The sequence below is a fragment of the Burkholderia sp. KCJ3K979 genome, from assembly GCF_016759955.1.
Lineage (GTDB): Bacteria > Pseudomonadota > Gammaproteobacteria > Burkholderiales > Burkholderiaceae > Burkholderia > Burkholderia orbicola.
Genome location: NZ_JACFYV010000160.1, coordinates 1 through 16441, shown reverse-complemented (window position 1 = coordinate 16441; position 16441 = coordinate 1). Strand labels below are relative to the sequence as shown.

Genomic DNA, 16441 nt, shown 5'->3' with positions numbered 1-16441 from the left:
GCGTGAACGGCTCGGCGGCGGCCAGATCGACCGGACCTGGCGCGAACGCCGGCTGCGCGCCCGTCGCGGGCAACGCCGACGCCAGCCCGTAATCGAACCGCGATGCATAGCCGCGTTCGACCGCACCGCGCGCGGTATTGCACAGCACGCGATACGCGACGCAGGCGCCGAAGCGCGCCACCGGATCGTCTCGTTCGATGCCCGCCGACACGTTCAACGCGTGCGACGCATAAGCGACGTCGAGCGGCGCGGCGGACGATGCACGCAGGCCGCCCCACGTCGTGCGCGCGGAATTGAAGAAAGGCACGTCGCCAAGATCGGTGGTTTCCGCCGTCGCGGGCGCGGCCGGCGCGGCGTCGTGAAACGCCTGCGCTGCCGCGCCCTGTGCGCCGGCCACGCACGCCGCCGCGACGATGCCGCGCAGGAACGCACGACCCATCGGAAAACGGTGAACGCCGCGTGACGCGGGTCGACCTTGCTCGCGTGCGACACGGAAACGCAGGTCTGACCGCATGACGTCGTCACTCGCTATTCAATGAAAAATCGGGAAAGAACCGGACATCGCTGAGGAACGATCGTCGCGATCCGGCTACTCGACAGCGAGTGTATCGGCTTGGTCGAAACGGCTAAATAGGACTCGTCTTATTTGTTAATAATGCCGCTTAATACTCGTACCAAAACAATGCTGCCGGGACGCCATGCATTCGCGCGAAACCCGCCACGCCGTGTACAGTCGAGGGCTGCCGGCGCGCGACACGCGCCGCGCACTGTGTCTTCAACACCGGAATCCCGTCATGTTTCTCGATCATCTTCATCCGGAACGCTGGACGTTCCTGTGGAACGCATTGTCCACCCTCTCCCTCAAGCTTGCCGCCGGCCTGGCGCTGCTCATCGCCGGCTGGTGGCTGTCGAAACGCATCGGCAACTGGCTGAACCGGCTGCTCTCGAACAAGGAGCGCGTCGACGACACGCTGCGGCCGATCCTCTGCGACGTCGCGGTATGGGGCATCCGCATCGTCGCGATCGTCGGCGCGCTATCGCAGCTCGGCATCGAAACCGCGAGCATCGTGGCGGTGCTCGGCGCGGCCGGCCTGGCCATCGGCCTCGCGTTGCAAGGCACGATGCAGAACATCGCGGCCGGCATCATGCTTCTGCTGTTGCGGCCGTTCAAGGTCGGCGACTACATCGACGGCGGCACGGGCGTCGCGGGCACCGTCGACGAAGTCGGGCTCTTCATGACGCGCCTCACGAAGCCTGACGGCATCTGCGAGTACGTGCCGAACAGCGCGCTGTGGGGCAGCTCGATCCGCAACTACACGCGCAACCCGACGCGCCGCCTCGATCTCGAAGTGGAAGTGTCCGTGCACGACGATATCGATCGCGCGCTCGCTGCGCTGCATGCGCTGGCCGTGGCCGATCCCGACGTGCTGCAGGACCCCGCGCCGGACGTGATGGTGATGCGTTTCGACGACAGCACGGCCGTCGCGAACATGCGCGTGTGGACGCATACCGACAAGTTCTGGGCGATGCGCTGGCGCCTCGCGCGCCAGGTGCGCAAGACGCTCGCCGAGGCGGACTGCGCGCTGCCGATCCGCACGCGGGAGCTGCACATCGTGCACGACGCGGAGCGCCGCGCAGGCGACGCGCGCGTGCGGGTCTTGTAGTGCCGCGGAGCGCGCCGCGCCCCGGCTGCGACGTTACATCCGGACGATGTCGAGCAGCGCCTTCCTGCCGCTCTTGTACGTGAACACCGAGATCGCGCCGTGCTTCAGGTTGCCGTGCGGCGTGAAGCGCGCTTCGCCGAGTGCGCCGCGATAGACTGTGACCGGCATCGCGGCCAGCCCCTTCGCCGGGTGCCTCGAGCGCGTGCTGAGGAAGCAGGCCGGCGTGTCGTCGATCCAGTCGAGCCTCGCGTTGCGCGAGGTGAAGTTCTCGTCACGCGTGCCGGTGCCGGACGCGTGACCGTTCATGCCTTTCAGGCGCCCACACACGGGCATCCGCCGTCGATCGTCATCCCATGGAGCGCTACCCGATGAAACGTTACTTTCCCACCGCGTCGTTTGCCGCCGCGATTGCCTGCGCATTCGCATTGAGCGCCTGTGCGGCGCAATCGTCCGCGCCGGCTGCTGCTTCGGCACCGGCCGATAATGCCGCGCCAGTGGCCCCGCCGCTGGTCGGCGGCGACCGCGACGCGCACGGCTGCATCGGCTCGGCCGGTTACGCGTGGTGCGAGCGGACGCAGCAGTGCGAGCGTCCGTGGGAACTTGCGAAGGCGCGGGGGTTCGCGAATTCGGCGCAGGCGTATGAGCAGTTCTGCCGGAGCGGCGGAGCGAGGTGAACTGATGCGAGTGAACGGGTCGCGGTGCAACGCCGCGATCCGATGATGTTCCGGTCTGGTGCATAGCCCCTCCATCGCACGCATTCGACCCGCCGATCCCTATCGATTTTCCCGCGTCGCGCCCCGTCATTCCGGAAACCCGGACGCACAAAAAACCCCACGAAAACAGGGATATTCGCCGCCTGCGACACGTTGTCCGAGTTCGGTTATATTACGCGCCCCTTGCCACCCCGCCCCCGCAAAACGCGTCGCACGCGGCCTCTTTCAACGCAGCCTGAAGCGCCGTCCGCTCAGGCTTGCCACCCGGGCCCGGGCGCGTGGCGCACCCTCGCGACGCAGGCGCTTGCCTGCCCGCGGGAAGCCGATCCGAAGGTGTCCTTCCGAATCGCTTCGCGTGCGCAAATGCAACGGCGCGCCGCGCCGATCCGGAATTCCGGATTCGCGGTCCGAATCTCCGGACCCGCGTTCCGGCGCCACGGAACCGCGCGCCGGGCGGCATGGCAAACCGATGCATCCAAGTTGAAAAAGGGATCTGCTGTGATCAAAACGTTACGGGTAATACTGTCGGCGCTCGCGCTGTGCGTCGCGACATCGCCGGCGCACGCCGCCGACACGAAGAAGGTCGACGTCCTGCTGGTGGGCGGCGGCATCATGAGCTCGACGCTCGGCGTCTGGCTGCACGAACTCCAGCCCGACTGGTCGATGACGATGGTCGAGCGCCTCGACGGCGTCGCGCTGGAAAGCTCGAACGGCTGGAACAACGCCGGCACCGGCCACTCCGCGCTCGCCGAGCTGAACTACACGCCGGAGAAGGCGGACGGCAAGGTCGACATCTCGAAAGCGATCGAGATCAACGAGTCGTTCCAGATCTCGCGCCAGTTCTGGGCGTGGCAGGTCAAGCAAGGCGTGCTGAAGAACCCGCACGCGTTCATCAACTCCACGCCGCACATGAGCTTCGTGTGGGGCGACGACAACGTCCGCTTCCTGAAGAAGCGCTACGAAGCGCTGCAGGCCAGCCCGCTGTTCCGCGGGATGCAGTATTCGGAAGACTACGACCAGATCAAGCAGTGGGTGCCGCTGATGATGGAAGGCCGCGACCGCAACCAGAAGGTGGCCGCGACGTGGACGCCGATCGGCACCGACGTGAACTTCGGCGAGATCACGCGCCAGTTCGTCGGCTACCTGAAGACGCAGCCGAACTTCACGCTGTCGCTGTCGAGCGAAGTGCGCGAAATCACGCGCAACGCCGACGGCACGTGGCACGTGTCGTGGGTCAAGCTGCATTCCGACGAACCGCCGCAATCGGTCGACGCGAAGTTCGTGTTCATCGGCGCGGGCGGCGGTGCGCTGCACCTGCTGCAGGCGTCGGGCATCCCCGAGGCGAAGGACTACGGCGCATTCCCGGTCGGCGGCTCGTTCCTCGTGACCGACAACCCCGAGGTCGTGAAGCAGCACCTCGCGAAGGCGTACGGCAAGGCGTCGGTCGGCTCGCCGCCGATGTCGGTGCCGCACCTCGACACGCGGATCATCGACGGCAAGAAGATCATCCTGTTCGGGCCGTTCGCGACGTTCTCGACCAAGTTCCTGAAGAACGGCTCGTACTTCGACCTCGCGAAGAGCACCAACCTGCACAACGTCGCGCCGATGATGCGCGTGGGCGTCGACGAATTCCCGCTGGTGCAGTACCTCGCCGGCCAGCTGATGCTGACCGACGACGACCGCTTCAACGCGCTGAAGGAATACTTCCCGAACGCGAAGAAGGAAGACTGGCGCCTGTGGCAGGCCGGCCAGCGCGTGCAGATCATCAAGCGCGACCCGGTCAAAGGCGGCGTGCTGAAGCTCGGCACCGAGATCGTCGCGTCGCAGGACGGCAGCATCGCGGGCCTGCTCGGCGCGTCGCCGGGCGCATCGACCGCCGCGCCGATCATGCTGAACCTGATGAAGAAGGTGTTCAAGGACAAGGTCGCGACGCCCGAGTGGCAGCAGAAGATCCGCCAGATCGTGCCGAGCTACGGCACCAAGCTGAACGACAGTCCGGCGAAGGTCGTCGAGGAATGGACCTATACGAGCGACGTGCTGCAGCTGTCGCCGCCGCCGAAGATCGACCTCGGCGCGCCGTCGCAGCCGACCGGCAACGCGCCGGCCCGCCCGGCGAAGGCGTCGGCCGACATGGCGCTGTAACGCGCCCGACGCCGCGCAACAGCCGCGCGGCACCCATGCGGCACCGTTGTGCCGCCCGACACGGCCGCCCTCCGGGGCGGCCGTTTTTCCTGGTGCGCGCCGGGCGGAGGCACCGGCTTCCGCTAGAATTGCGGCACGCGCGACGCCGTCGCCGCCCGATCCATCACCCGCATCGACACAACCCGAGCCACCGCCGGTGCGGCCCGCGCCCGAGCCGCGCGAGCGCCGCCTGCCGTGGCCGCGCCCGCCCGGGCGCGCCATCAACCGAATTCAGCTGGAGAAAGACCGTGTTTACCTGCCGAAACCAGAGCTGCGGCACGCAGTGGGAACAGTCCGACGTCGTCATCAAGGATGAAGGCCAGGGGCTGCTGTTCCGCTGCCCGCTGTGCGGCGCCCGCAACTATCTCGAACGCTTCGAGGACGACGAAGGCAACGTCGTCTATGAACAGATGGAAGGCCGCCCCTACCTCGGAGACCTGTCTTGACCCAACCGACCGCCACGCCGTTCAGCGCGCTGCCGCTGACGCCCGCCACGCTCGCGAACCTCGCACAGCTCGGCTATGTCGACATGACGCCGATCCAGGCCGCGAGCCTGCCGGTCGCGCTGGCCGGCCAGGACTTGATCGCGCAGGCGAAGACGGGCAGCGGCAAGACCGCCGCGTTCTCGCTCGCGCTGCTCGCGCGCCTCGATGCGCGCAGCTTCGACGTGCAGGCGATGATCCTGTGCCCGACCCGCGAGCTCGCCGACCAGGTCGCGCAGGAAGTGCGCCGCCTCGCGCGCGCCGAGGAGAACGTGAAGGTGCTGACACTGTGCGGCGGCACGCCGATGCGTCCGCAGGCGCAGAGCCTCGAGCACGGCGCGCACATCGTCGTCGGCACGCCGGGCCGCATCATGGATCACCTCGACCGCGGCAACCTGAAGCTCGACGCGCTGAACACGCTGGTGCTCGACGAAGCCGACCGGATGCTCGACATGGGCTTCTTCGACGACATCGCGAAGGTCGCGCGGATGTGCCCGACGACGCGTCAGACGCTGCTGTTCTCCGCGACCTATCCGGACGGCATCGCGAAGCTGAGCCAGCAGTTCCTGCGCAATCCGAAGGAAATCAAGCTCGCGGAACGCCACGACGACAGCAAGATTCGCCAGCGCTTCTATGAAGTGACCGAGGACGAGCGGCTGCATGCGGTCGGCCAGTTGCTGAACCACTACCGGCCGGTGAGCACGATCGCGTTCTGCAACACCAAGCAGCAATGCCGCGATCTGCTCGACGTGCTGCACGCGCAAGGCTTCCACGCGCTGGCGCTGCACGGCGAGCTCGACCAGCGCGAGCGCGACCAGGTGCTGATCCAGTTCGCGAACCGCAGCTGCTCGGTGCTGGTGGCGACCGACGTCGCCGCGCGCGGGCTCGACATCGCACAGCTCGAAGCGGTGATCAACGTCGACGTGACGCCCGACCCCGAAGTGCACGTACACCGCATCGGCCGCACCGGCCGCGCGGATCAGGACGGCTGGGCGCTGAGCCTCGCGAGCATGGACGAGATGGGCCGTGTCGGCGCGATCGAACAGGCGCAGAAGCGCGAGGTCGAATGGCATCCGCTCGCTGAACTGAAGCCGACGGACGACAGCGTGCTGCTGCCGCCGATGGAAACGCTGCAGATCCTCGGCGGACGCAAGGACAAGATCCGCCCGGGCGATGTGCTCGGCGCGCTGACTGGCGACGCCGGATTCGACGGCAAGCAGATCGGCAAGATCAACGTGACCGAGTTCTCGACCTATGTCGCGATCGAGCGCGGCGTCGCGCGTGATGCGCTGCACAAGCTCAATGCGGGCAAGATCAAGGGCAAGCGGGTCAAGGTCCGGTTGATGGACGAGGAGTAAGCGGGCCGCGGCGCGGGCGGTCGCAGCACCGCCGGGCGCCGCCCCGTGCGTCACCTCAGTTCGGGATAGCCGTGCGTCGCGGCGGCCTGCTCGAACCGCGCAATCGTGTCGTAGTCGGCCGGCGACAGCCGGTCGAATCCCTTCAGCCTCAGCACGCGCGCCCGTTCCACATCGGCGGCAGCCGCGCGCTCGAGCGCCTCCTGCAACGCGCCGACCTGCGTATCCGCCAGCGCCGCCCGCGATGCGACGAACGGCAAGCCCGGCGCGGATGCCGTCGTGCCGATGATCCGGATGTCCTTCAGCAGATCGGGCAGCGCGTCGCGCACATACGCGAACGTCACGCAGTCGATCGCCGCGCAATCGGCCTCTCCCGAGGCCAGCGCACGCAGCACGTTCAGGTGCGAACCGAACGGCGTGACCGAGCCGAAGAACCGTCCGTCGTGCGCATGCGGCGCGACCGCGTGCCGGAATGCGTTCATCCCGCTGTGCGAATCCTCGCCGTTAAAGGCGGCCCGCAACCCGCGGCAGGCGGCGAGCGTCGTCGCGCCGCCCGCATACACACGCGCCGATACGACCAGCACACTGCTGTAGCGCGCCCCGTCGCAGCCCTCCGCATCGAAAATCGGGGTCGCAATCAATCGCACGACGTCGTGCAAGCCGAGCATCCGGTACGGGTAGCCGCAGGTCTGCGACAGCAGCAGGTCGTCGCGCCGCCACAGTGCGTGCAGATCGTCGAACGGCGCGTCGGGCAGCACGACGTCAGCCGGCCCGCCCGCGTTCGCGAACGCATCGAGCGCATCACGCAGCAGCGCGCGCCACAGGGCGGCGTGGCGCGGCGTCACGTTGTACATCGGCAGGACTGCGATCCAGGGTTTCATGCGGGCATTCTACGCATCGGCGGCGCCCCGGATGCTTATCGGCCGCAAGACGATAAGCAAATGCGAATCGATTGGTTGGCGTAGCCGCCCCGCCCCGGTACCGTTCGAAGGCCTGCCGGCGCCGCCACCGTGCGCGATGCCGGGCAAGCCGACCGTGATCCGCGAGACACCAGCGCACCCGGGCCGAGCGCCCCGGTTCCATCGCTCGTTCCCCGCACTGCCCGATCCATCCGCCTCAACGCCATGGCCGAATACTTCGACGTCGACCACGCGCGCGCGATCGCCGCGCTCGACGCCCGCTTCACTGCCCGCACCGAGTGGCCGACCTGGCTGCTGGTCGTCGTCATCTACGGCGGCTGGCTCGCCGTGCTGCTGCTCGTGCGCGACGGGCACCTGTCGCTCGGCGCCGCGACGCCGCCGCTGATCCTGCTCGGCGCGTGGCACCTGTCGCTGCAGCATGAACTGCTGCACGGCCATCCGACGCGTTCCGCCTTCGTGAACAAGCTGCTCGGCTATCCGCCGCTGACGGTCTGGTATCCGTACACGCTGTATCGCGACACGCATCTCGAGCATCATCGCGACGAAGACCTGACCGTACCGGGCGTCGATCCCGAAACGAACTACGTGACGCGCGAACGCTGGGCGCGGCTGCCGCGCTGGCGCCGGGCGCTGACGGTCGCGCGCAAGACTTTCCTCGGACGCATCGTCGTCGGGCCGCCGCTCGCCATCGCCGCGACGTTCCGCGATGCGTTCGCCGCGTTCCGGCGCGGCGACTTCCGCTATCTGCCGATGTGGGCGACGCATGCCGCATGCGTGGCCGCGCTGCTCGCGTGGCTCCAATGGGCGATCGGCGTGCCGTGGTGGTACTACCTGCTGGCCGTCACGTGGCCCGCGCTGTCGCTCGCGATGATCCGCTCGCTGTACGAGCATCGCGCCGCCCCGCATCCGAAGGCGCGCATCACGATCAACGAAGCCGGCTTCGCGATGCGGCTGCTGTACCTGAACAACAACTATCACCTCGTCCATCACGACCTGCCGAAGCTGCCGTGGTACGACCTGCCGCGCGCATACCGGATGCGACGCGACGCGTATGCGAAGAAATGCGGCGGCTTCGTGATCCGCGGCGGATATCGCGAACTGCTCGCGCGCCATGCGTGGACGCCGACCGATCCGCCCGTGCACCCGTTCGACGCGGGCACGGCATCGCTGTCGACGGGCAGCGGGATCAAGGTGGCGGTGGTCGACAGGGCGTTGCAGATCAGCACCTGACGTCAGAAGTTTCCACGTGTCGGCACCGATCCTTACGAAAAGCCGACAACATCGATCGTCGTCCGCGAATTGCCAATTGCGTCGGCAATGCCCAGAATGGCCGCTCCTCCGGGGCTTCCGACCATCATTCGCCCCGGCTCCGCCGCACGGCCGCGCGCCGCATTCCCCGACGACGATGCAACCCAACACCCCACCCGGCGCGATCCGAACGATCGGCAACGACTGGTCGATTTCAGCGATCACCGCGGGTTTTCTCGCGGTCCTGATTTCGTACGCGGGCCCGCTCGCAATCTTCTTCCAGGCTTCGCAGGCCGCGCGTGCGTCCAACGACATGGTGTCGTCGTGGGTCTGGGCGATCTCGATCGGCGCGGGCGTGTCGAGCCTGTTCGCCAGCTGGAAGCTGAAGGTGCCCGTCGTCACCGCGTGGTCGGCGCCCGGCACCGCGCTGCTCGTCGGCCTGTTTCCGCAACTGACGCTCAACCAGGCCATCGGCGCGTACCTCACGGCCGCGCTGATCATCCTGGCGATCGGCGTGTCCGGCTATTTCGATCGGCTCGTGCGCCACATCCCGCGCGGCATCGCCTGCGGGATGATGGCCGGCATCCTGCTGCCGTTCGGCATGCACGCGTTCTCCGCCGCGACCGCGCAGCCGGTGCTCGGCTTCGGGATGATCGCGGCGTACGTAGTCTTCAAACAGCTGCTGCCGCGCTACAGCATCGTGCTGGTGCTGCTGACGGGTGCTGCGCTCGCGACGCTGCTCGGGATGACGCATCTCGGCAACGTGTCGCCGAGTATCGCGCGGCCGATTTTCATCGCCCCGGAATGGACGCTCGGCACGACGCTCAGCCTGGCGCTGCCGCTCGTCGTCGTCAGCCTCACCGGCCAGTTCCTGCCGGGGATGACGATCCTGCGCGTGTCCGGCTATCACACGCCGGCGCGCCCGATCATCACCGCGACCAGCGTGATGTCGCTCGTCGTCGCCTGCTTCGGCGGGATCACGATCGTCGTCGCGGCGATCACCGCGGCGCTCTGCACCGGCAAGGACGCGCACGAGAATCCGGACCGGCGCTACGTCGCCGGGCTCGCGAACGGTGCGTTCTATCTAATCGGCGGGCTATTCGCGGGGACGATCGTCACGGTGTTCTTCGCGCTGCCGAAGGCGTTCGTCGCGATTCTGGCGGGGCTCGCGCTGATCGGCGCGATCAGCGCGAACGTGCACGGGATCTTCGAGGACGAGAACCATCGCGAAGCGTCGATGATCACGTTTCTTGCGACCGCGTCGGGGATGACGTGGCTCGGGCTCGGGTCGGCGTTCTGGGGGATCGTGATCGGGTCGGCGGCGTATGTGGTGTTGAACTGGGTCCGGAGGCGTCAGGCGGATTGAGCAGCCCACCATGCCTGCTGCAACAGACAGGTCCGTTGTATCGCCGAATCGGGCGGCGTCCCGACGCGCCGCTCAGTTCGATACGGTCACTTCGACCCGGCGATTTCGTGACCTGCCCGGCGCCGTGCCGTTGTCGGCAAGTGGATCGGCATCCCCCTGTCCGGTTGCCGAGATGTTTTGCATCGGCACTCCCGCAGCCGCGAAAATCCGCGCGATCTCTCGAGCCCGAGCCTTTGAAAGCGCCTGATTGTTGCCCCGGGATATCGCTCCAGCCGGTACGTTGTCGGTGTAACCAACGACCTGCACGTACGCACCGGGTACCGATGCGGCAATGGTCCGACCAACCGTCGCCATCATGGAAGCCCACCACGGCGCGACCGTCACGTCACCCGATGCGTACGGCGCGTCAGTGGTTCGAAGCGAACGAACCAAGCAGCCCTATCCCGATATTGCTGAAGCGGGCTGAACAGTGCGTTGGCAAACGCTATGTCGAGGTTGTCAACGCGATTCCGGCCGAGCTTCTTTCGCAATGGGATCAGGCGAATGGCCTGGAATAGATTCGGAAGTCGACGCGCACGGCGACCAGGCAGCATCTCGCCGGCGAACCTCGTATGCGACTGACCGCCGGTGGTCCCGCCTCACGCCCGCGTCGCATGCGCGCGCACTAGCGCAGCAAGCGCTTCCTCCAGCGTCGTCGTCCCGTACACCCGCTCCGACGCGTCGGCTTCCACATCGATCCGCCCCGCGTTGTGCACGTCATACAGGTCGACGATCAGCTGCGCATGACGCTCGCTGAGCCCAGCGCGCAGTAGCGTCGCGCTCCACGTATCGCGCGGCAACTCGTGCGCGACGATCGAGCGACCTGCCGCCGCGCCCAACGTTTCCGCAATCGCCGTCACGCTCACCCGCCGCGGCCCTTCGACACTGACGATGCGCGGCCCGCTGCCGCCTTCCGGCGCATCGAGCATCAGCCGCGCCGCGACGATGCCCACATCGGGCGCCCAGACCGTCGGAAACGCCTTGCCGACCGGATGATGGAAGCTCGGCAGCACGCCGGTACCGAGCGCGACCGGCAGCACGCGCGCCCAGTTCTGCAGATGCTCGGCCGAGCGCAGCAGCGTCAATCGCGTCGGGATCGTCTTCAGCCGTTCCTCGAATTCATGGAACAGGCGCGTGATACCCGTATTGCCTTCAAGCTCCGCGCCGTAATCCGACAACGCGAGCAGCGCCGGCGGCGGATTCGCGGCAAGCGCGGCGGTCGCTGCATCGATCGTCCGCGTCATCGTCGCGGCCGGATCGGGGTCGGCAGCCGGCACCGGGCACAGTATCTGCACCGCCTGCGCGCCGTCGATCGCCGCGGCGATCGCGTTCGCATCCGTCAGGTCCGCGATCGCAACATCGCAGCCGAGCTGCATGAAACGTTCACGATGGCGCGCGTCGCGCAGCACCGCGCGCACGGAATGGCCTGCGTTGCGCAAGGTCGTCACGGTCGACAAGCCGACGTTGCCGGATGCTCCGAAGATCACGAACACGGTTCGCTCCTGAGGGATGAAGGTGCTGTGATTGTCGGGTTGCGCGGCCGAGAAGGCGCGCACGGAGGGATGAATCGAGCAGGAAAAGATGACGTGCTGAGTACGCCAACCATGCGTGCTCCCCGATACAAGCGCGTCAAAACCGGAGAAGGCGAACGCGACAATCGTCCAACCACCTGTTGGACAATTGCCCTTGGATCAAACGCAACGCCCATGTACCGCTGTTGCGTTATGCGTCTTTCCCGCCATCCTCACCGTCATACGCCAGCCGCAACCCACCCCGCACGCCTGACCGCGCTATCTCCGTCGGCGTCGCCCCGAGCATGCGATTCATCCAGTTCGCCATGTGGCTCTGATGCGCAAACCCGGCCTCCAGCGCGATCTGGCTGATGCTGAGCCGGCCTTCGAGCAGCAGCGTCTTCGCGCGCTCCACCCGGCGCCGCACGACGTACTGGTGCACGGGCATCCCGAGCGTTTCGCGGAACAGCACCTTGAAATGCGGCACGCTGATCGACACGAGCGCCGCGAGCTCGGCCAGCGTCATGCGCCGGTCGAGATTCGCCTCGACATAGTCGATCACGCGCGCCGCCGCCTTCGGCGCCAGCGTGCGCCGGCGTTCGCGAAACACGGGCTGGCCGTCGACCAGCCGCGCGACGAGCGCCGTGCACAGGCTCTCCGCGTAGAGCGGGTCCGATGCGTCTTCCGCTTCGAGTTCGGCGGCCATCGCCCACGCGATGTGCTGCAGCCGCGGGTCGCGCACCTGCAGCCGCCGGCGGATCCGCGCGTGCGACGGCTTCAGTTCGAGCTGTTCGACGGTGCGCCGCACGAAGGTGTCGCTGAGTGCGATGTGCAGAATCCGGCAGTCGGCGCTGTCGGTCCATTGGCCGGGCAGGCCGGCCGGAATCACGTCGACGTCGCCGTGCGCCTGGATACGCGACACGCGCTCGCCGTCGCACACGCAATCCGCGCGCACCGGCGCGCCGATATGCACGCCGATCCGGTGATGCTCGGCCGCCGGAATCCGGTACGTACCCGCGCGAATCTCCAGCAGCGACGCGCCGAAGCCACGCCAACCCAGCCCGCGGCTGGAGCGCAGACTGACCGGGACGCCGTTGTCCGTCGGCGCGGCAAGAATCGGATCGCTCATTGATGGTCTCCACCAGATCAGGTGCCGAACGCGCATTGTGACGCGTTTCGGGCCGGCGTGCCGGCCCTGCGCGGCCGCCGCTGAATCGAACAGAAAAAGATCATCCGTTTCTGCTCGGGACGATCCTTGCGTGCGCGCCGCCGGGCGCCGCGGCGCTTACGATCGCCTCATCCGACACCTACGGAGCCCGTCATGCCCCATTCCTGCCTGCAGCGCGCGGCGTTCATCGCGCGCGCGCCGTCCGCCGCCCGTCCTTCATCCGGCCCCAACGCCCGCAACACGCGCACCGCCATCGCCGCGTGGGGCCTGCGCATCGTCGGTTGGTACCGGCTCGAACGGCTGCTCGCGTCGATTCCCGACAGCAACGACGACTTCGGGCTCGTCTGACCGGCCGGTCGACACGCCGCCTACTTGCGCCGCCGCTCGTGCGGCGCCACCGTCGCGCCGTCGATCACCGGCGCGCCCTGCTTGATCAGGAAGTCGCGGAACAGCCCCGTCACCTGCGAAATCCGCCGGTCGGCGAGCGTGACCACGTACCATTCGCGCTCGATCGGATTGCCGGGAAACGGCAGTTGCCCGAGCAGCCCCGTGCGCAGTTCGAGTGCACACGCGTGCAACGACAGGAACGCGACGCCGAGCCCGGCTTCGGCCATCTGCTTGATCGCCTCGTTGCTCGACAGTTCGGAGCCCACATGAAATCGGTGGCCCGCGTTCTTGAACAGGCTCTCGACGGTCGAGCGCGTGCCCGCGCCGCGTTCGCGCACGAGCAGGTGCGCGGATTCGAGATCCTTTAGCGCGACGCGCTTGCGCTGCATCAGCGGATGGCCGGGCGCCGCGACGAACACCATCGGATGCTTCGCGAACTCGACCGCGTGCGTGCGCAGCTCCTTCGGCGCGCTGCCCATCACCGCGAGATCGATTTCATGCGTCGCGAGCATGCGGATGATGTCGTCGCGGTTGCCGACCTTGAAATAGGTCTTCACGTGCGGGCGCGTCGCGGTGAATTTGACGAGCAGCGGCGGGATCAGATATTCGGCCGTCGTGATCGCACCGATCCGCAGCGTGCCGCCGAGATCGCCCGTCAACGCGGCCACTTCGTCGCCGGCCTCGCTCCATAGATGCAGGATCTCGCGCGCGTAGCGCGCCACGATCTCGCCGGCCGCGGTCAGTTGCACGCCACGCCCCACCCGCTGCAGCAACGCGGCGCCCACGGCCTCCTCGAGCAGGCGAACCTGCAGCGACACGGCCGGCTGCGTCAGGTTCAGCTCCTCGGCCGCGCGCGACACGCTGCCGAGCCGCGCGATCATGTCCAGCGCCTTCAGCTGCCGGAACGTCGCGGTCTTTCCTATAAGTGAATACATATGAGTCGCTTATAAACATTAAATTGTTCGAGTGGGTTCGAAACTATATCGTCGGTTCTTGAGCAATGTCATCCGAATCGTCATTCAGCGGGAGCCCAACATGGACAACACCACGCCCACCCTTGCAACGGACCGCGCACCGCGCCTGCCGCGCATCGTGATCGTCGGCGGCGGCGCCGGCGGCCTGCAGCTCGCGACGCGCCTCGGCGATACGGTCGGGCGCCGCGGGCAGGCCGACGTCGTGCTCGTCGACCGCTATCCGACGCACTTCTGGAAGCCGCTGCTGCACGAAGCCGCATCGGGCCATCGCGATCCGGCCTCCCACACGATCGAATACGCGGCACAGGCGAAGCGCCACGGCTTCGGCTTCGTGCAGGGCGCGCTGCAGCGGGTCGACCGCGCGGCACGCACGGCGACGATCGCGGCCGTGCAGGATGCGGACGGCACGGAAATCCTGCCGCAGCGCACGCTCGACTATGACGATCTGGTGCTGGCAGTCGGCAGCGTGACGAACTTCTTCAACGTGCCGGGCGCCGAGCGTCATGCACTGCCGCTCGAAAACCTCGACCAGGCCGAGGATTTCCGCCGCAAGTTCCTGGCTGCCTGCACGAAGGCGAATCATCTGGCCGAGCAGCAGCCCGCACGGCGCGCGGCGCCGATCTGCATCAACGTGATCGGTGCGGGTGCGACGGGTGTCGAGCTGGCCGCCGCGCTGCGCCATGCAGTTCAGCAACTGACGACGTACCGCTTCAAGGCACTGGTGTCCGCGCGTGACGTGCACATCCGGCTGATCGAAGGCGGCCCGCGCATCCTGCCCGCGCTCGACGAACGGCTGTCCGGCAAGATGCATGCGCAGCTTCGTGCGCTGAACGTCGACGTGCTGACCGATACGCGCGTGGCGGAAGTCGGCGCGGACGCCGTGACGACCGCGACGGGCGAACGGCTCGCGAGCGACATCACGATCTGGGCGGCCGGCGTCGCGGGCCCCGCGATGCTGCGGAGCATCGGCGACATCGCGCTGAACCGCTCGAACCAGGTGATCGTGACCGACACGCTGCAGACGCCCGACGATCCGCACGTGTATGCGTTCGGCGACTGCGCCGCGTGCCCGTCGGCCGGTGCAGGCGAGTACCTGCCGCCGCGCGCGCAGGTCGCTCATCAGCAGGCGGTGTATCTGGTCAACGCATTCGCGCGGCGCGTCGCCGGCAAGCCGGTGGCCGGCTTCACGTTCCGCGATGCAGGCACCGTCGTGTCGCTCGGGCATGCGGGCGCCGTGTATCAGGCGGACATCGGCGGGCGCTCGCGCTCGCTGATCGTCGACGGGCTGGCGGCGATCGGGCTGTACAAGTTCCTGTATCGCAAGCACCTGTTCAGCGTGATCGGCATGAAGCGCGCGCTGTTCCAGTCGCTGAGCCACTGGCTGCAAAGCCGCCATCAGCCGTCGATCAAGCTGCATTGATCGCAGCTGTTCGCGCACGGCATCACAACGCGGCATATCGGGCAGGCATCGCTCGATATGCCGTTTTTCCATATGCATGTACTCGATGCATTCACAATGTGCGCCACGCTGGTGCATCACGTTGAACGCGACCGATACGATGCAATTCATGCGGGACATGCCGCGCGACACGCATCCCGCGCCCGCGCTGGCTTGCCGCCCCATTCATTAGCCGAATCGTATGAGTCGGCGAAAAATATTAATTTGTCGCGTTTTCCGGATCGACGCTAAGGTGTGTGGCATTCCCGTCGGCGAACGGATCATCACGTTTCTGAAAAGGAATCACCGTGGTCATCGAAGCCATCGTCACCCGTCTCGACGCAGCATTCGCGCAGATCGAAGCCACCCCGGATTCGCGCGAATCGCGCCATCAACGCGACGCGATCATCCAGTGGCTGGACCGGGCATCGGAAGAAGGCTATCGGCTCGGTCTCGTCACGACGCTGCCGGCCGCTCGGCTCAGCGACATGTTCGAAGGCCAGTTCGGCCGCGCGAACCTCGACCGCTTCTCGGTCGTCGTCACGGATTCGGATCAACAGGACTCCGGATCGAATCAGCATCCGTTCGATGTCGCGCTGCAAGCGCTCGGCGTGCCGCCGGAGCGCGCGGTCGGGATCGCGAGCAGCGAACCGGAACGCCGCGAAGCCGAGCATTTCGGCCTGTCGCGCTGCGTGAACATCACAGATACGGTGCGCTCGATCGCATCGGCCGGGCTGCACTGAACGCCAGCACACGGGCTGGCAGCGCCCGTTCATCATCGTCGACTCGGCGGCCATCCGACGATTGTCCGACCGCATCCTGACATTCTGCTGTCAAAGTCGCTTGCAACACTTCGGGGCTCGACCACATTCCCCCGGAGACGGGACGACGCGCATGCGCGTCGTCCCGTCCGTTGCCCGCCACGATGACACGCCCGACCCGCACCGCCGTCGCCCTCACGATTGCCTGCCTGTTGCTCGCCGCTTGCGGCGGGG

General features: G+C 67.2%; 16 protein-coding genes and 3 pseudogenes. 12 read left to right on the top strand and 7 right to left on the bottom strand.

The window, feature by feature from the left end; translation table 11 throughout:
* A pseudogene (locus H3O04_RS26040) lies at positions 1-514 on the bottom strand (M23 family metallopeptidase); the annotation flags it as partial.
* Positions 515-794: 280 nt separating this feature from the next.
* Here H3O04_RS26040 and H3O04_RS26035 point away from each other — a divergent pair.
* A complete protein-coding gene (locus H3O04_RS26035) occupies positions 795-1664 on the top strand; it encodes a mechanosensitive ion channel family protein (protein ID WP_175681888.1) in 870 nt (289 codons plus the stop codon).
* Positions 1665-1697: 33 nt separating this feature from the next.
* Here H3O04_RS26035 and H3O04_RS36700 read toward each other — a convergent pair whose 3' ends face one another.
* On the bottom strand, positions 1698-1832 hold the full coding sequence (locus tag H3O04_RS36700; RefSeq protein WP_337249662.1) for a hypothetical protein: 135 nt from the start codon (positions 1830-1832) through the stop codon (positions 1698-1700).
* A 25-nt stretch (positions 1833-1857) separates the two neighbouring features.
* Here H3O04_RS36700 and H3O04_RS36695 point away from each other — a divergent pair.
* The 5 genes and pseudogenes from H3O04_RS36695 to dbpA all read left to right on the top strand — a co-directional run.
* Positions 1858-1962, top strand: a pseudogene (locus H3O04_RS36695) (Lrp/AsnC family transcriptional regulator); the annotation flags it as partial.
* Between the two features lie 70 nt (positions 1963-2032).
* Positions 2033-2338 (top strand): hypothetical protein, encoded by a 306-nt coding sequence (locus H3O04_RS26025; RefSeq protein ID WP_202588738.1) that lies wholly within the window; start codon positions 2033-2035, stop codon positions 2336-2338.
* A 537-nt stretch (positions 2339-2875) separates the two neighbouring features.
* The gene (gene mqo / locus H3O04_RS26020; protein ID WP_442862844.1) at positions 2876-4519 is read left to right on the top strand and encodes a malate dehydrogenase (quinone); all 1644 of its coding nucleotides are present in this window, start codon (positions 2876-2878) and stop codon (positions 4517-4519) included.
* Positions 4520-4806: 287 nt separating this feature from the next.
* Positions 4807-5004, top strand: a complete 198-nt coding sequence (locus H3O04_RS26015) for a hypothetical protein (protein WP_006483193.1) — start codon at positions 4807-4809, stop codon at positions 5002-5004.
* Positions 5001-6398 carry an ATP-dependent RNA helicase DbpA gene (gene dbpA / locus H3O04_RS26010; RefSeq protein WP_202588736.1) on the top strand — a complete coding sequence of 466 codons (1398 nt, stop codon included), beginning with the start codon at positions 5001-5003 and terminating at the stop codon, positions 6396-6398. The genes H3O04_RS26015 and dbpA overlap by 4 nt, the downstream gene beginning before the upstream one ends.
* Positions 6399-6448: 50 nt before the next feature.
* Here the strand turns inward: dbpA and H3O04_RS26005 are convergent, their stop codons facing one another.
* Positions 6449-7276, bottom strand: coding sequence for a phosphate/phosphite/phosphonate ABC transporter substrate-binding protein (locus H3O04_RS26005; protein WP_202588735.1), 828 nt, complete (start codon positions 7274-7276; stop codon positions 6449-6451).
* A 243-nt stretch (positions 7277-7519) separates the two neighbouring features.
* Between H3O04_RS26005 and H3O04_RS26000 the strand changes: the two genes are divergently transcribed.
* Both H3O04_RS26000 and H3O04_RS25995 read left to right on the top strand, forming a co-directional pair.
* Complete coding sequence (locus H3O04_RS26000) at positions 7520-8545, top strand: fatty acid desaturase (protein WP_202588734.1); 1026 nt, start codon at positions 7520-7522, stop codon at positions 8543-8545.
* A gap of 175 nt (positions 8546-8720) precedes the next feature.
* Positions 8721-9929, top strand: coding sequence for a benzoate/H(+) symporter BenE family transporter (locus H3O04_RS25995; protein WP_202588733.1), 1209 nt, complete (start codon positions 8721-8723; stop codon positions 9927-9929).
* A 72-nt stretch (positions 9930-10001) separates the two neighbouring features.
* Here H3O04_RS25995 and H3O04_RS25990 read toward each other — a convergent pair whose 3' ends face one another.
* Complete coding sequence (locus tag H3O04_RS25990) at positions 10002-10361, bottom strand: OmpA family protein (RefSeq protein WP_237666421.1); 360 nt, start codon at positions 10359-10361, stop codon at positions 10002-10004.
* Between H3O04_RS25990 and H3O04_RS36825 the strand changes: the two are divergent.
* Positions 10322-10486: pseudogene (locus tag H3O04_RS36825) on the top strand (type VI secretion system protein TssA); the annotation flags it as partial. The gene H3O04_RS25990 and the pseudogene H3O04_RS36825 overlap by 40 nt on opposite strands.
* Positions 10487-10567: 81 nt before the next feature.
* Here H3O04_RS36825 and H3O04_RS25985 read toward each other — a convergent pair.
* Positions 10568-11461 carry an NmrA family NAD(P)-binding protein gene (locus H3O04_RS25985; RefSeq protein WP_202588732.1) on the bottom strand — a complete coding sequence of 298 codons (894 nt, stop codon included), beginning with the start codon at positions 11459-11461 and terminating at the stop codon, positions 10568-10570.
* 229 nt (positions 11462-11690) lie between these two features.
* Positions 11691-12608 carry an AraC family transcriptional regulator gene (locus H3O04_RS25980; protein WP_202588731.1) on the bottom strand — a complete coding sequence of 306 codons (918 nt, stop codon included), beginning with the start codon at positions 12606-12608 and terminating at the stop codon, positions 11691-11693.
* A 192-nt stretch (positions 12609-12800) separates the two neighbouring features.
* Between H3O04_RS25980 and H3O04_RS25975 the strand changes: the two genes are divergently transcribed.
* Positions 12801-12995: a hypothetical protein gene (locus H3O04_RS25975; RefSeq protein ID WP_202588730.1), complete on the top strand. Its 195-nt coding sequence runs from the start codon at positions 12801-12803 to the stop codon at positions 12993-12995.
* A 20-nt stretch (positions 12996-13015) separates the two neighbouring features.
* On the opposite strand, the gene H3O04_RS25970 is transcribed toward H3O04_RS25975, so the two are convergent.
* Positions 13016-13969, bottom strand: coding sequence for a LysR family transcriptional regulator (locus H3O04_RS25970; protein ID WP_006480013.1), 954 nt, complete (start codon positions 13967-13969; stop codon positions 13016-13018).
* 100 nt (positions 13970-14069) lie between these two features.
* Between H3O04_RS25970 and H3O04_RS25965 the strand changes: the two genes are divergently transcribed.
* Positions 14070-15428, top strand: coding sequence for an NAD(P)/FAD-dependent oxidoreductase (locus H3O04_RS25965; protein ID WP_202588729.1), 1359 nt, complete (start codon positions 14070-14072; stop codon positions 15426-15428).
* 326 nt (positions 15429-15754) lie between these two features.
* On the top strand, positions 15755-16189 hold the full coding sequence (locus H3O04_RS25960) for a hypothetical protein (RefSeq protein WP_023474864.1): 435 nt from the start codon (positions 15755-15757) through the stop codon (positions 16187-16189).
* Positions 16190-16441 lie beyond the last annotated feature (252 nt).

Excerpts from the sequence above, each read along its gene's own strand:
- H3O04_RS26025 (WP_202588738.1), top strand. The coding sequence starts at position 2,033 with ATGAAACGTTACTTTCCCACCGCGTCGTTTGCCGCCGCGATTGCCTGC.
- H3O04_RS25995 (WP_202588733.1), top strand. The coding sequence starts at position 8,721 with ATGCAACCCAACACCCCACCCGGCGCGATCCGAACGATCGGCAACGAC.
- H3O04_RS25965 (WP_202588729.1), top strand. The coding sequence starts at position 14,070 with ATGGACAACACCACGCCCACCCTTGCAACGGACCGCGCACCGCGCCTG.
- H3O04_RS25980 (WP_202588731.1), bottom strand. The coding sequence starts at position 12,608 with ATGAGCGATCCGATTCTTGCCGCGCCGACGGACAACGGCGTCCCGGTC.
- H3O04_RS25975 (WP_202588730.1), top strand. The coding sequence starts at position 12,801 with ATGCCCCATTCCTGCCTGCAGCGCGCGGCGTTCATCGCGCGCGCGCCG.
- H3O04_RS26000 (WP_202588734.1), top strand. The coding sequence starts at position 7,520 with ATGGCCGAATACTTCGACGTCGACCACGCGCGCGCGATCGCCGCGCTC.
- H3O04_RS36700 (WP_337249662.1), bottom strand. The coding sequence starts at position 1,832 with ATGCCGGTCACAGTCTATCGCGGCGCACTCGGCGAAGCGCGCTTCACG.
- H3O04_RS26035 (WP_175681888.1), top strand. The coding sequence starts at position 795 with ATGTTTCTCGATCATCTTCATCCGGAACGCTGGACGTTCCTGTGGAAC.
- H3O04_RS26005 (WP_202588735.1), bottom strand. The coding sequence starts at position 7,276 with ATGAAACCCTGGATCGCAGTCCTGCCGATGTACAACGTGACGCCGCGC.
- H3O04_RS25970 (WP_006480013.1), bottom strand. The coding sequence starts at position 13,969 with ATGTATTCACTTATAGGAAAGACCGCGACGTTCCGGCAGCTGAAGGCG.